The organism is Pseudomonas sp. MT3, assembly GCF_054720805.1.
Window position 1 is genome coordinate 121,092 of record NZ_JBTVPY010000013.1, and the last position, 14,659, is coordinate 135,750.

Annotated in this window: 15 protein-coding genes; all 15 read left to right on the plus strand. The window is 67.4% G+C overall.

Annotated features, from left to right (window positions below; all coding sequences use genetic code 11):
- The first annotated feature begins 38 nt into the window (after positions 1–38).
- Positions 39–1,409 (plus strand): MFS transporter, encoded by a 1,371-nt coding sequence (locus ACYCAX_RS15360; protein ID WP_460248343.1) that lies wholly within the window; start codon positions 39–41, stop codon positions 1,407–1,409.
- Entirely contained in the window at positions 1,406–1,864 is a 459-nt protein-coding gene (locus ACYCAX_RS15365) for a PaaI family thioesterase (protein ID WP_015475453.1), read from the plus strand. Before ACYCAX_RS15360 ends, ACYCAX_RS15365 begins: the two co-directional genes overlap by 4 nt.
- 4 nt (positions 1,865–1,868) lie before the next feature.
- Positions 1,869–2,927 (plus strand): acyl-CoA dehydrogenase family protein, encoded by a 1,059-nt coding sequence (locus ACYCAX_RS15370; protein WP_460248344.1) that lies wholly within the window; start codon positions 1,869–1,871, stop codon positions 2,925–2,927.
- An 8-nt stretch (positions 2,928–2,935) separates the two neighbouring features.
- Positions 2,936–3,691: an enoyl-CoA hydratase/isomerase family protein gene (locus ACYCAX_RS15375; protein ID WP_460248370.1), complete on the plus strand. Its 756-nt coding sequence runs from the start codon at positions 2,936–2,938 to the stop codon at positions 3,689–3,691.
- A 15-nt stretch (positions 3,692–3,706) separates the two neighbouring features.
- Complete coding sequence (locus ACYCAX_RS15380; RefSeq protein WP_460248345.1) at positions 3,707–4,852, plus strand: acyl-CoA dehydrogenase family protein; 1,146 nt, start codon at positions 3,707–3,709, stop codon at positions 4,850–4,852.
- A gap of 48 nt (positions 4,853–4,900) precedes the next feature.
- Entirely contained in the window at positions 4,901–5,818 is a 918-nt protein-coding gene (locus tag ACYCAX_RS15385; RefSeq protein WP_460248346.1) for an SDR family NAD(P)-dependent oxidoreductase, read from the plus strand.
- Positions 5,819–5,837: 19 nt separating this feature from the next.
- Positions 5,838–6,815, plus strand: a complete 978-nt coding sequence (locus ACYCAX_RS15390) for an NADH:ubiquinone reductase (protein ID WP_015475458.1) — start codon at positions 5,838–5,840, stop codon at positions 6,813–6,815.
- A gap of 64 nt (positions 6,816–6,879) precedes the next feature.
- Positions 6,880–8,130: an OprD family porin gene (locus ACYCAX_RS15395; protein ID WP_460248347.1), complete on the plus strand. Its 1,251-nt coding sequence runs from the start codon at positions 6,880–6,882 to the stop codon at positions 8,128–8,130.
- A 121-nt stretch (positions 8,131–8,251) separates the two neighbouring features.
- The gene (locus tag ACYCAX_RS15400) at positions 8,252–8,935 is read left to right on the plus strand and encodes a TetR/AcrR family transcriptional regulator (RefSeq protein ID WP_460248348.1); all 684 of its coding nucleotides are present in this window, start codon (positions 8,252–8,254) and stop codon (positions 8,933–8,935) included.
- A complete protein-coding gene (locus ACYCAX_RS15405) occupies positions 8,932–10,581 on the plus strand; it encodes an acyl-CoA dehydrogenase family protein (protein ID WP_294977436.1) in 1,650 nt (549 codons plus the stop codon). Before ACYCAX_RS15400 ends, ACYCAX_RS15405 begins: the two co-directional genes overlap by 4 nt.
- Before the next feature lie 182 nt (positions 10,582–10,763).
- Complete coding sequence (locus ACYCAX_RS15410; protein WP_015475462.1) at positions 10,764–11,015, plus strand: type II toxin-antitoxin system HicA family toxin; 252 nt, start codon at positions 10,764–10,766, stop codon at positions 11,013–11,015.
- Entirely contained in the window at positions 11,012–11,353 is a 342-nt protein-coding gene (locus tag ACYCAX_RS15415) for a type II toxin-antitoxin system HicB family antitoxin (RefSeq protein ID WP_015475463.1), read from the plus strand. The genes ACYCAX_RS15410 and ACYCAX_RS15415 overlap by 4 nt, the downstream gene beginning before the upstream one ends.
- Positions 11,354–11,598: 245 nt before the next feature.
- Positions 11,599–13,083 carry an AMP nucleosidase gene (gene amn, locus ACYCAX_RS15420; RefSeq protein WP_460248349.1) on the plus strand — a complete coding sequence of 495 codons (1,485 nt, stop codon included), beginning with the start codon at positions 11,599–11,601 and terminating at the stop codon, positions 13,081–13,083.
- An 82-nt stretch (positions 13,084–13,165) separates the two neighbouring features.
- Positions 13,166–13,942, plus strand: coding sequence for a deoxyribose-phosphate aldolase (deoC, locus tag ACYCAX_RS15425; protein WP_460248350.1), 777 nt, complete (start codon positions 13,166–13,168; stop codon positions 13,940–13,942).
- Positions 13,943–14,057: 115 nt separating this feature from the next.
- Positions 14,058–14,621 carry an SEC-C metal-binding protein gene (locus tag ACYCAX_RS15430; protein WP_015475466.1) on the plus strand — a complete coding sequence of 188 codons (564 nt, stop codon included), beginning with the start codon at positions 14,058–14,060 and terminating at the stop codon, positions 14,619–14,621.
- Positions 14,622–14,659: the final 38 nt, after the last annotated feature.

Below are 14,659 nucleotides of genomic sequence, written 5' to 3' on the forward strand. Positions count from 1 at the left end.
GCGACGACGACCTTAACCAACCTGCGAGAACAACAACAATGAACGCATCCGACAGCTTGGCCCAGAACGCCGCGATACCCCGGCGGACCCTGGTGATTGCCTTCTTCTTCTGCTTCCTGGGTCTGCTCGCCGACGGCGCTGACCTGATGTTCCTCGCCTACAGCCTGAACAGCCTCAAGGCCGAGTTCGGCCTGTCCAACTTCGAGGCTGGCTCGCTGGGCAGCATCACCCTGGCCGGCATGGCCATCGGCGGCATCTACGGTGGCTGGGCGTGCGACCGCTTCGGCCGGGTGCGCGTGGTGACCTGGACCATCCTGGTGTTCTCCGTGGGTACCGCGTTGCTGGGCATGGCTCACAACTTCTGGGCCTTCGCGCTGATCCGCTTCGTCTCCTCGCTGGGCCTGGGCTCGCTGTTCGTGGCCTGCAACATCCTGATGTCCGAGTTCGTCACCGCCAGGTACCGCACCACCATCCTGGCGACCATGCAGGCCGGCTGGACCGTGGGTTACCTGGTGGCGACCATCCTCGCCGGGCAGATCATCCCGGACTACGGCTGGCGCGCGCTGTTCTTCACCGCCATCGGCGCGGCGCTGATCTGCCTGGCGCTGCGGCCCTGGGTGCCGGAGTCGCCGTCCTGGCTGGCGACCCGTGCGCAACGGGTGCAGCAGGCCGCCGGCAACCGCCAGCAGAGCGCGCCCAGCGGCGGCATGCGCCAGTTGTTGGGCGATCCATCGACGCGGCGCATGTTCCTGCTCTGGAGCATCACCTCGTGCTTCCTGCTGTTCGGCTACTACGGCACCAACAACTGGATGCCTTCGTACCTGGAAAGCGAGCTGGGCATGAACTTCAAGTCCATGACCGGCTACATGGTCGGCACCTACACCGCGATGATCCTCGGCAAGGTGCTCGCCGGCATCGCCTCGGACCGCTTCGGCCGCCGCGCCACCTTCGCCGCCGGCGCCATCGGCACCGCCATCTTCATGCCGGTGATCGTGTTCTGGCACACGCCGGACAACATTGTCTGGATCCTCGCACTGTTCGGCTTCATCTACGGCGTGCCGGTGGGCGTGCTGGCCACCTACATGACCGAGAGCTTCTCCACCCAGGTACGCGGCGCCGCCGTGGGCACCGCCTACAACCTCGGCCGCATCGGCGCGGCGGTGGCCCCGGCGGCCATCGGCCTGCTGGCTTCGCACGTGTCCATCGGCGCGGGCTTCCTGGTGATGGGCATCACCTACGTCATCACCGGCCTGGTTCCGGCGCTGATGATCCCCAACCGCCTGTATGACCCGAACCGCGAGGCGCGCAGCCCGCAAGCCGATGCCGCACCCGCAGCGCCTGCGCGTCCGGCGGTACAGGGCGTGGCTCGCCCGACGAGCCAGCCTGCCACGGAGGAAAGCGTTCGATGACCGATCTCACTGCCAGCCCCGCCGCTGCACCTGCTGAGAGTGGGCTGGAGACGTTCCCCAGCGGCCGCTTCACCTTCCAGGAGTTCCTCGGCCTGGAGCGCTGGATCGATGGCGACGTGGTGCGGGCGCGCCTGCGCCACCGCCCGGAGCTGATGAACTACATCGGCAGCTTCCACGGCGGCGTGCTGATGAGTGTGCTCGATGCCGCCATGGCCGGGGCCATTCGCGCGCAGATGCCGGGTTGTTCGATGGTCACCATCGACATGGCCACCCACTTCATGGGCAGCACCAGCGGCGAGATCAACGCTGTCGGCCGGGTGCTGCGGCGGACCCGCACGCTGTGCTTCTGCGTGGCGGAAATCTTCGATGAGGCCGGCGAGCTGGTTGCCAGCGCCACCGGCAGTTTCAAGTACCGGCCCGCCGCGGCCGGCACTGTTCAACCGACACGGGAATGACGAAATGACCGACAACACCGCGATGGCCGAGGAGCGCGAAGAGCGCCTGCGGATGATCCGTGACAGCGCCGCCTCCCTGGTGCCGCGTGGCGGCGATTTGAGCCGGGTGCGCCGCCTGCGCTTCCAGCAGTCTGCTATCGACCGCGACGCCTGGGCCGAGGTCTGCGCCATGGGCTGGCCGGGCCTGCGCCTTGCCGAAGAACTGGGCGGCAGCGGGCTGGGGATGGGCGAGTACACCGCGCTGCTGGAAGAGCTCGGGCGCGGCCTGCTGCCCGAACCGCTGATCGAGGCGAGCCTGGTCGCTCCCTTGCTGCCCGCCGCCGAGCGCGACGCGCTGCTGGCCGGCGAGCGACTGATCCTGCCCGCTGGCATCGGCTACGAAGCCGGCGCTGCGCTGCCGGTGCTTTGCGACGGTCAGTTGCGCGGCGAGATCGCCCACGTTGCCCTGGGGGCTGCCGCCGATGCCTGGCTGGTTGCCTGCAACACCGGCCTCGCCCTGGTGCAGCGCAATGCCGAGGGCCTGAGCGTTCACCAGGAACCGACCCAGGACGGCGGCCACCTGGCGCGCCTGCGCTTCGATGGCACGCCCGCGCAATTCGTCGACGCCGCGCCTGCTGCCCTCGACGAGTCGGCACTGGCCTGCGCCGCCTACCTGGTCGGCCTGATGGATGCGGCCTTCGAACAGACCCGCGACTACCTCGGCGTGCGCCGCCAGTTCGGCCGCGAGATCGGCAGCTTCCAGTCGCTGCAGCACCGCATGGTCGACCTGAAACTGCAGATCGAACTGGCCCGCGCCATCGTCGGCGAAGCGGCCACCGCGCTGGACGAAGGCGCGCCGGTCGCACAGGTGCAGCGCCTGGTGTCCACCGCCAAGGTGCGCGCCGCCGAAGCGGCCATGCTGGTGACCCGCCAGGCGATCCAGCTGCACGGCGGCATCGGCTACACCGACGAGGCCGACATCGGCCTGTTCCTGCGCCGCGCCATGGTGCTGCTCAACAGTCAGGGCTCGCTGGCCTTCCACCGGGCGCGCTACATCGCCCTGCTGCATGCGGAGGTGGCGTGATGAGCGAGATGCTGCTGCAGGAAACCCACGGCTCGGTGCGTCTGCTGCGCTTCAACAATCCGGCGCGGCGCAATGCGTTGCCATTCGCACTGCGCATGACGCTGCTCGATGCGCTGCGTGAAGCGGACGCCGACCCCAACGTGCGCAGCGTGGTGCTCACCGGTTCGGCGGAAGTGTTCAGCGCCGGCGGCGACCTCAGCGACATGAATGTCACCGACCTGAATACCGGCCGCGTGCGCATGCAGAAGAACGCTGACCTGATCCGCCAGATGCTGCGCATGGGCAAGCCGATCATCGCCGCCATCGAGGGCTGGGCGGTGGGCGCTGGGCTGTCGGTGGCGCTGGCCTGCGACAGCCTGGTGTGCGGCGGCACGGCGCGCTTCGCCGCCGGTTTCGGCAAAGTCGGATTGATCGCCGATCTCGGCCAACTGCACACCCTGCCGGCGCGCATCGGCATCGGCCGCGCGCGGCAGGTGCTGATGTTCGGCCAGGTCATCGAGGCCGAGGAAGCGCTGCGCATCGGCCTGGTGGACCAGCTCTGCGCACCGGGTGCTGCGCTGGACGCGGCCCTCGCGCTGGCCGCGAAAGTGGAGCAACAGGCGCCGCTGTCGCTGGCCTTGACCAAGGCCCTGCTGGCCGACGGCCTGGAGCTGCTGCTCGAACGCGAAGGCGATTTCCAGAGCCAGCTGTTCCTCAGCGCCGACCATGCCGAAGGCAAGGCGGCCTTCCTCGATAAACGTTCGCCCTCTTTCAAAGGCCAGTGAGCCGAGGACATTGAAATGACCGATTACAACGCCCTCGATGATGGCGAGTTCCGCCGGCTGGTGCGCGACTGGGTCGCCGCCAACTACCCGCAGCGTATCCGCAACCCGGCCCACCGCCTGGGCCGCGACGACACCTGGGAGTGGTACCAGGCACTGTCGCAGCAGGGTTGGCTGTGCCCCGGCTGGCCGGTGCAGTTCGGCGGCATGGGCCTCGCCGCCGGCAAGCAGCTGATCATGATCGAAGAGATGGAGAACTACGGCTGCGCGCGCCTGCCCGACAGCGGCATCACCATGCTCGGCCCGCTGCTGATCCGCTACGGCACCGACGCCCAGCGCGAGCGCTTCCTGCCGCGCATCCTGAGCGGCGAGGACATCTGGTGCCAGGGCTACAGCGAACCCAACGCCGGCTCCGACCTCGCCAGCCTGCGCACCGAGGCGGTGCTGCAGGACGGCGAATGGGTGATCAACGGCCAGAAGACCTGGACCACCATGGGCACCGAGGCCAACTGGATCTTCGTGCTGGCGCGCACCGAGCGCAGCGCCAAGGCCCAGCAGGGCATCAGCTTCCTGCTGGTGCCGATGGACAGTCCCGGCGTCGAGGTGCGGCCGATCCTCAACCTGGAACTGCAGGGCGAGTTCTGCGAGGTGTTCTTCAACGATGTGCGCGTGCCGCAGGAGAACCTCGTCGGCGCGGTGAATCACGGCTGGGGCATGGCCAAGGCGCTGCTCGGCTTCGAGCGCATCTTCCTCGGCTCGCCCAAGCAGGCCACCTTCGCCCTCGAACGCCTGGTGCGCCTGGCCCGTCACCAGGGCCTGTGGGACGACCCGGTGTTCGCCCAGCGCTTCGCCGCGCTGAGCATGGATCTGGACTGCCACAAGGCGCTCTACGAACGCTTCGCCGAACGCCTGCGGCGCGGCGAGGAACTGGGCCCGGACGTTTCCCTGCTGAAGATCCACCAGTCCGAGCTGTACCAGCGCATCAGCGAGCTGGGGCTGGAGATCGCCGGGGCGGATTCGGCGCTGCAGAACCCCTTCGCCGACGATCCCGAGCTGCACCCGGCGGGCATCTTCATCCAGTCGCGGCCGACCACCATCTACGGCGGCACCAACGAGATCCAGCGCAACATCCTGGCCAAGGCCGTGCTCGGCCTGCCGAGCTGATCTGCGCGCAACGAACTCCCTGATTGAACGAACAGTAAGGAATTAGCGATGACCCAACGACTCAACGAAGGCAAGGTAGCGATCGTCACCGGCGCCGGTGGCGGCATCGGCCGCGAGATCGCCCTGGCCCTGGCCGACAGCGGCGCGCGGGTGCTGATCAACGATATCGGCGTGTCCCTGCAGGGCGAGGGCGGCTCGGCAACCCCGGCCGAGGAAACCCTCGGGCTGATCCGCCAGCGCGGCGGCGACGGCGCCATCAACACCGACAGCGTGTCGGACTGGGACAGCGCGCGGCGCATCGTCTCCAGCGCCATCGACGCCTTCGGCCGCGTCGATATCGTGGTGAACAATGCCGGCATCCTGCGCGACACCATCTTCCACAAGATGAGCGCCGAGGACTGGCTGTCGGTGATCAACGTGCACCTCAACGGCAGCTTCTTCGTCAGCCGCGCCGCCGCCGAGCACTTCCGCGCGCAGAACAGCGGCGCCTTCGTGCACATGACCAGCACCTCGGGGCTGATCGGCAACTTCGGCCAGGCCAACTACTCGGCGGCCAAGCTGGGCATCGTCGCCCTGAGCAAGTCCATCGCCCTCGACATGCAGCGCTACAACGTGCGCTCCAACTGCATCGCACCCTTCGCCTGGAGCCGCATGACCGACTCGATCCCGGCCGAGACGCCGGAGCAGAAGGCACGGGTGGAAAACCTGCAGCGCATGACCCCGGACAAGAACGCGCCGCTGGCCGTGTACCTCGCCTCCGACGCCGCCAGTGCGGTCAACGGCCAGGTGTTCGCCGCGCGCAACCACGAGATCTTCCTGATGAGCCAGAGCCGCCCGTTGCGCAGCGTGCACAGCGACAACGGCTGGACCCCGCAGAGCATCGCCGAGCACGGCATGCCCGCGCTGCGCAGCAGCTTCATGGACCTGGCGCGCAGCCCGGACGTGTTCTCCTGGGACCCGATCTGAACCGCCGGAGGACAGGCGCATGTTCAAGACCCGATTCACCGAAACCTTCGGCGTCGAACACCCGATCATGCAGGGCGGTATGCAGTGGGTGGGCCGCGCCGAGATGGCCGCGGCGGTGGCCAACGCAGGCGGGCTGGCGACGCTCTCGGCGCTGACCCAGCCGACCCCGCAGGCGCTGGCCGATGAGATCGCGCGTTGCCGCGAGCTCACCGACAAGCCCTTCGGCGTCAACCTCACGCTGCTACCGACGCAGAAGCCGATCCCCTACGCGGAGTACCGCGCGGCGATCATCGAGGGCGGCATCGGCGTGGTCGAAACCGCCGGCAACAATCCCGGCGAGCACATCGCCGAGTTCCGCCAGCACGGGATCAAGGTCATCCACAAATGCACCGCCGTGCGCCATGCGCTCAAGGCCGAGCAACTGGGCGTGGACGCGGTGTCCATCGACGGCTTCGAGTGCGCCGGCCATCCGGGCGAGGACGACATTCCCGGCTTGGTCCTGCTGCCCGCGGCGGCCAATCGGCTGAGCGTGCCGATCATCGCTTCCGGTGGTTTCGCCGACGGGCGCGGATTGGTCGCGGCGCTGGCGCTGGGGGCCGATGCGATCAACATGGGCACGCGCTTCCTCAGCACCCGCGAGTGCCCGATCCATCCGCAGGTCAAGGCCGCCATCCGCGCGGCGGACGAGCGCTCCACGGACGTGATCATGCGTTCGTTGCGCAACAGTGCGCGGGTCGCGCGCAACGCCATCAGCCAGGAAGTGCTGGCCATCGAGGCGCGCGGCAACGCCACCTACGCCGACATCGCCACGCTGGTCAGCGGCCTGCGCGGGCGCACCGTCTACGAGCAGGGCGACACCGACCTGGGAATCTGGTCGGCGGGCATGGTCCAGGGCCTGATCGATGACGAACCCAGCTGCGAGGAACTGCTGCGCGACATCGTCGAGCAGGCGCGCCAGCTGATCCGCCAGCGACTGGAGGGCCTGCTCTCCGATTGATCCCGAGCGCGGCGCCTTCAGGAGCGGCGCCGCCTTCACCTCACCTGACGAAGAGACAACAACAATGAAAAGTCTTCCCGTACGGGCGCTCGTTTCGAGCATCGCCTGCCTGCCCCTGTTCGCCCATGCGGACTTCATCGCGGACAGCAAGGCGAACCTGGAGCTGCGCAATTTCTACTTCAACCGCGACTACCGCCAGAGCGGTGCCGCGCAGTCGAAATCCGAGGAGTGGGCGCAGGGTTTCCTGCTGCGCTTCGAGTCGGGCTACACCGAAGGCACGCTGGGCGTGGGCGTCGATGCCCTCGGTTTGCTGGGGATCAAACTGGACTCCAGCCCTGATCGCAGCGGCTCCGGCCTGCTGCCGTACTCGGCCAGCGACAAGCGCGCCGCCGATGACTACAGCTCCCTCGGCGTGACCGCCAAATTGCGCGCCTCGAAGAGCACCCTGAAGGTCGGCACCCTGCTGCCCAAGTTGCCGGTGGTGCAGTACAACGACACCCGCCTGGCCCCGCAGACCTTCCAGGGTGGCCTCGCCGAGGTCAACGAGATCGACGGCCTCAGCGCGCAGCTCGGCCAACTGCGCCAGGTCAAGCAGCGCGACTCGACCAACGACGAAGACCTGTCGATGACCCGTGGCAACAAGCGCAACATCGTGCTTGGCAGCCACACCAGCAGCGACCGCTTCAACCTCGCCGGCGGCACCTACCGCTGGACCGACAACCTCAGCACCAGCTACCACTACGGCGGCCTGGAAAACTTCTACCGCCAGCACTACCTGAGCGTGGTGCACACCCTGCCGATCGCCGAGGGCCAGTCGCTCAAGTCGGATATCCGCTGGGCGCGCTCCACCGATGACGGCGGCAGCAACGTCGACAACCGCGCGCTCAACGCGCTGTTCACCTACCGCATCGGCGGCAGCGGCTTCGGCGTCGGCTACCAGCGCATGTCCGGCGACACCGGTTTCGCCTACCTCAGCGGCACCGACCCGTATCTGACCAACTTCGTGCAGATCGGCGACTTCGCCAACAAGGACGAACGCTCCTGGCAGGCGCGCTACGACTACGATTTCGCCGGCCTCGGCCTGCCCGGCCTGACCTTCATGACCCGCTACCTGCAGGGCGACCACATCGACCTGCTGAACGGCCAGGGGCGCGGCAAGGAGTGGGAGCGCGACACCGATATCGGCTACGTGGTGCAGAACGGCCCGCTGAAGAACCTTGGCTTCAAGGTGCGCAACGGCGCCTTCCGCAGCGACTTTGGCAATGACATCGACGAAACGCGGGTGATCGTCAGCTACCAGATGCCGCTCTGGTAAGGATGCGCACGGGCGGTGACGGTTTGGCCAGAATCGCCCCGCCCGTGGCGGGAATGTCCCTTTCAGCAAAGGTCTGAACCGTGATTCACTGAATTCCATGCAGTGAATCCGGATTCAGATCATGGCCTACCGACACTCCCCAGCACGGCTGCAAAAGGACGGCGAACTGCGCGAGCGCATCCTCGAACTGGCGCTGGCGCGGGTGGCCGACGGCGGTTTTTCCGCCCTGACCATGCAGAGCCTGGCGGACGCTGCCGGCATCGCCACCGGCAGCCTCTATCGGCACTTCAGCGGCAAGGGCGAGCTGGCTGCCGAGGTTTTCGCCCGCGCCAGCCAGCGCGAGGTCGATATCCTCGGCACGCTGCTGAAAGCTCCCGGCAGCGCTTCCGAACGACTGAACCTGGGCCTGCACCAGTTCGCCGCCCGCGCCTGGGGCAGCCGGCAGATGGCCTTCGCGCTGATCGCCGAGCCGGTCGATCCGGAAGTGGACGAGCAACGCCTGATCTACCGCGAAGCCTACGCCGCGCTGTTCGTCACCCTACTGGAGCAAGGCATCGCATCCGGCGAATTCCAGCCCCAGCCGGTGCAACTGACCGCCGCCTGCCTGGTCGGCGCCATCGCCGAGGCCCTGATCGGCCCGCTTTCGCCGCCCGCCCGCGCCGCGCGGGATGCGGGCCAGTCCAGCGTTTCCCTGGAGGACGTCAGTGACGCCCTCGCCAGCTTCTGCCTGCGCGCCGTCGGCGCGTCCACATCTGCCTTGCCCAAGCCAGCCAGGCCCACGCCCGTTATGGAGGACCAGCCATGATCCCGCACCCGTACGCCGAAACCCATGAAGTGACCAACCAGGTACCGCCGCTGGACGGCGCCAACCTCTATCGCGTCGACGTACCGCTGCAGGAGTGGGTGCGCCGCTACGGCGGCGGCTGGGCCGAGCAGAAACTCGATGCCTATGGCGCGCTGGCCGGCGGGCCGCTGATGGCGGCGGGCTTCCTCGCCAACGAGAACAAGCCGGTGTTCAAGTCCCACGACCGCTTCGGCCATCGCGTTGACCTGGTGGAATTCCACCCGGCCTACCACGAGCTGATGCGCGCGGCCATCGAGGCCGGCCTGCCCTCGATGCCCTGGACCGATCCGCGTGCTGGCGCCCACGTCGCCCGTGCGGGCCTGAGCTACCTGCACAGCCAGGCCGAAGCCGGCACCGGCTGCCCGCTGACCATGACCTTCGCCAGCGTGCCTGCTCTGCGTCTGCAGCCGGACCTCGCCGAGCAATGGCTGCCGAAGATCCTCTCCACCGAATACGACCCGCGCAACCTGCCCATCGAACAGAAGACCGGCGCCACCATTGGCATGGCCATGACCGAGAAGCAGGGCGGCACCGACGTACGCGCCAACACCACGCGCGCCTACCCGGTCGGCATCCCTGGTCCGGGCCAGGCCTACGAGTTGGTCGGCCACAAGTGGTTCTGCTCGGCGCCGATGTGCGACGCCTTCCTCACCCTGGCCTACACCGACAAGGGCCTGACCTGCTTCCTGCTGCCGCGCCACCGTCCGGACGGCAGCCGCAACGAGTTCTACATCCAGCGCCTGAAGAACAAGCTGGGCAACTGGTCCAATGCCTCCAGCGAAGTGGAATACCGCGGTGCGCTGGCCTGGATGGTCGGCGAGGAAGGCCGCGGCGTACCGACCATCATCGAGATGGTCGCCATGACCCGCTTCGACTGCATGGTCGGCTCCAGCTCGCTGATGCGCCAGGCGCTGACCCAGGCCGCGCACCACTGCGCCTACCGCCAGGTCGGCGGCCGCGTGCTGGCCGAACAGCCGCTGATGCAGAACGTGCTGGCCGACCTCGCCCTGGAAAGCGAAGCCGCGCTGGCCCTGACTATGCGCATGGGCCGCGCCCTGGACAATCTGCACGACGAGCAGGAGGACAAGTTCGCCCGCCTGGTCACCGCCGTGGGCAAGTACTGGATCTGCAAACGCGCCCCCGCGATGATCAACGAGGCCGCCGAATGCCTGGGCGGCGCCGGCTACGTCGAGGACACCATCCTTCCGCGCCTGTACCGCGAGGCGCCGGTCAACTCCACCTGGGAAGGCTCGGGTAACGTGCAGTGCCTGGACGTGCTGCGCGCCCTGTCCAAGGAGCCGGGCGTACTCGACGCACTGTTCAGCGAACTGGGCGATGGGCATGGCGACGCGCGCCTGGCCTCGTTCATCGGTAACCTCAAGGCTTCCTTCGCCGACACCCAGGACATCCAGTACCGCGCCCGCCAGCTCACCGAGAACGTCGCCATCGCCCTGCAGGCCAAGCTGCTGCTGGAAGCGGGCAACTCGGTGGTCTCCGACGCCTTCATCGCCAGCCGCCTGGACGATGGCGGCCGCGTCTACGGCACCCTGCCGCGCGGAGTGGATGTGGAAGCGCTGGTGGCGCGGGTGACGCCGCATCTGGTGTGAGGAAATTTCAGTAGAAGTTTTCGGGTTGAACCGTCGCTGGTCGATCAATAGGTTGCAGGAGGAGTGTTCTTCGCCGGGACCGGGATGAGCCTCGCAGGTCTTCCTTTCGGTGCGGGCAGCTCAGTGTTGAGATTGCCTTGGTCTATAGCTGCAACTAAAATTAGTTGCAGCTGGGAGAGGGTATGTCTCAGCACGAGAAGCTGCTGGCCAAACTGCTGAACAGGCAGGCTGTGTTCACCTGGCAGGAGTTGGTTGTGCTGCTGGGTGGGCTGGGTTATCGCAAGCTCGAAGGCGATGGAAGCCGGGTCAAGTTCGACAACGGCGATCCTTGCGCGATGATCAATCTGCACAAGCCCCATCCCGGCAATGAATTGAAGGCCTATGCCAGGCGCCAGGTGATCGAGCACCTGAAAAGCGGAGGACTGATACGATGAACAACCTGCTGCAGCACCGCGGCTATTACGGGTCCATCGAGGCCAGCCCGGAAGACAACTGCCTGTTCGGCAAGCTGCTGTTCATCCGCGCCCTGATCAATTACGAAGGCGACACCGTCGCCGAGCTGGCCGGCTCGTTCAGGGCAGCGGTCGACGACTACCTGGCTGATTGCGCTGTCAGGGGCGTCGAGCCGGAAATCCCCTGCAAGGGCTCCTTCAACGTACGCGTAGGCCACGAACTGCACATGGCGGCGAGCATCGCCGCCATCCAGCAGAACATCACGTTGAACGACCTGACGCGCCGGGCGTTGAGTGAGTACATCGAGCAGCACGCCTGAGCGCGCTATCCGGGATGCCATCCTGCTCAGGCGGGTGAACAAGGCACTTCCAGCAGCTTGGGACGGCCCGACAAGCGATATACGAAAATGGAATGCAGTCGCTTCATTCCGGCTGTCATCCGCACTCACGGTTGTGGATTCTGTCTTAGGCTTTCTTCAACCCGTCCGCTCGTCCTGCCGGCTCGGAATCTGTCATCCCTTTCTGTGACGGAAGCAGGCAAGATGGAGCTGATCGTTCAGACAGGATGCCCACCATGAGTCTTACGACTGGTGACGAGTTCTTCGTCGCCCAGACCGCCGAAGAGGCCGTCGATCAACTGGCCGTGTTGCACGAGCGAGCCACCGGCGCCCTGAACCAGGCGCTCAAGCGCTACCTGAAGGAGCGCGCGGTGCCCGACGCCGAGCAGCGCAGCCTGTTCCGCTACCCGGAATTGCGGGTGGTCTACCTGTGCCAGGGCGAGGTGCCGTCTACCACCCGCGCCTACGCCAAGGTCCAGGTGCCCGGTACCTATGCGGTGACCATCACCCAGCCCAAGGCCTTCCGCAAATACCTGCTGGAGCAACTGCGCCCGCTGATGGATGACTTCACCGTGCGGGTGGAGGTCGGCGTCAGCCAGCAGAACATCCCCTATCCCTACGTGGTGGAGGGCGGCGACGAGCTGGGCGGCTCCGGCGTGACCGCCGCGGAGCTGGCGCGAGTGTTCCCCAGCACCGACCTGTCCGCCACTTCCGACGGCATCGCCGACGGCCTGTATGAATGGGAAGGCGCCGACCCGATGCCGCTGGCGCTGTTCGATGCCGCGCGCACCGACTTTTCCCTGCGCCGCATGGTGCACTACACCGGCAGCGACTGGCGCCATGTGCAGCCGTGGATCCTGCTGACCAACTACCACCGCTACGTCGACCAGTTCATCCACCTGGGCCTGGAGCGCCTGCGCGACGACCCGCGCTTCGTGCGCATGGTCCTGCCGGGCAACGTGATCATCGAGCGCGGCACCGACGAGGGCGAGGCCAATGCCATCGTCGCCAGCGTCGAGTGGCACCGCTTCCAGATGCCGGCCTACCACCTGATCGCCGAGGACGGCGACGGCGTGACCCTGGTGAACATCGGCGTCGGCCCGTCCAACGCGAAGAACATCACCGACCACCTGGCCGTGCTGCGTCCGCATTGCTGGCTGATGGTCGGCCACTGCGGCGGCCTGCGGCAGTCGCAGACCATCGGCGACTACGTGCTGGCCCACGCCTACATGCGCCGCGACGGCATCCTCGACCGCGTGCTGCCGCCGCACATCCCGATCCCGGCGCTGGCCGAGGTGCAGGTGGCGCTGCAGGAGGCCGCCGCGCTGGTCACCGGCGAGCGTGGCGAGCAGCTCAAGCGCCGCCTGCGTACCGGCACCGTGCTGACCTACGACGACCGCAACTGGGAGCTGCACTGGGCCCAGGAGCGCCCGCTGATCAACCTGGCGCGCGCCATTGCGGTTGACATGGAAAGCGGCACCATCGCCGCCCAGGGCTACCGCCTGCGGGTGCCCTACGGCACGCTGCTGTGCGTGTCGGACAAGCCGCTGCACAGCGAGATCAAGCTGCCCGGCGCGGCCACCGCGTTCTACCAGCGCGCGGTGAGCCAGCACCTGTCGATCGGCATCGCCGCCGTCGACCTGCTGCGCACCCAGCTCAATTCGCTGCACTCGCGCAAGCTGCGCAGCTTCGACGAGCCGCCGTTCCGCTGATCTGCGACAGGGCACGGGGCGGCCGCCAGGGTGATGGTGGTCGCCCTGGCAGCCTGAAGAAAGCCGATGGAGACAGTTGCCGATGACCGATCCTCGCAAGACCCCGGCGGGCCGCGTGCTCGCCCTGCTGGACCTGACTTCGCTGAATGCCGGCGATGACCTGCAAAGCACCGTGGACCTCTGCCGCCGCGCGCTGACGCCCTACGGCGAGGTGGCGGCGGTGTGCGTGTGGCCGAAGTTGGTGCATGTTGCCCGGCGCACGCTCAATACGCTGGGTGGGCGCAGCGTGCGGGTGGCCAGCGTGTGCAGCTTCCCCGGCGGCGATGCGCCGCTGGCCGATGTGGTGGAAGAGGTGCGCAAGACCCTGGCCGAGGGCGCCGACGAGATCGATCTGGTCTATCCCTGGCGCAAGCTCAAGGCTGGCCAGGAGACCGGTGCAGTGGAGCTGATCCGCACCTGCAAGACGCTGTGCGGGCCTTACCACCGGCTCAAGGTGATCCTGGAGACCGGCGAGCTGGCCGCCCCGGAACTGATCCGCTCGGCCTGCCGTGAAGCCATTGCCGGCGGCGCCGACTTCCTCAAGACCAGCACCGGCAAGACTATGGTTCACGCCACGCCCGAAGCCGTGCGGGTGATGCTCGAAACCATTGAGGAGGAGGGCGGCAAGGTCGGCTTGAAAGTCTCCGGCGGACTGCGCACGCTGGCCGATGCGCAGGTCTACGTGACGCTCGCGGAGGAGCGTTTCGGCGCCGCCTGGATCAAGCCGGAGCACCTGCGTTTCGGCGCATCCGCGCTGCTCGACGACCTGCTGCGCGAGCTGAGCGGCGAGGCGCAGCCGATCTCCACGCGGGACTATTGATCGCCCTGCGTTGACGCCGCCCCGGGCGAGCCTAGAATGCTCGCCTTTCGCACCACGGGGAACCGTGGCGCGTCCCTCCGGTCGGACCTTCGCCGACCTTTCCGCTGGTGATCCCATGCCGTTCCGCGCCCCTTCGCACCTCACCAACCCGCTGCGCCGTTTCGCCCGCCGTCTGGTGGAAAACGCTACGCCCGAAGTCGCCGCGCCGCTCCCACTGCCTGACAGCATCGCTGGCGAACCCTGGTTCTCCGTGGGCAAGGCGGTGGCAGGCCTGGGCGGCGAACGGGTGGATGGCTGGTGCCTGGAAGAGTGGCCGGGGCTGGCCTTGCGCGCCCGTTTCAGCGCCTGCTGGCGCGACGCCCAGGGCCGCCTGTGGAACGTGCTTCCGGGCGGTGAAGCCATCGCCTTCCTGCCGGACCCGAAGCGCCGCTACGAAGGCGTTCCGCTGGCCGAACAGCTGCACGCGCTGGAGCGTGACGAGCTGCTGGAAGACTACCTCTGGCTCTGCCGCGAACTGGGCAAACCGCAGCTGGACGACGAGTGCCGGGAAGTCCGCGACTCCATGCGCCAGCGCCTGGAAAGCTGGCTGGAGCTGGGGGGCCGTGGCGACAAGCCGTGCCCGTGCAACAGCGGCAAGCGCTATCGAAACTGCTGCAGCAAGCGGGTGCGGGAGAACTGACCCTCCTTGTAGGAGCGAGCTTGCTCGCGATGGCTTGT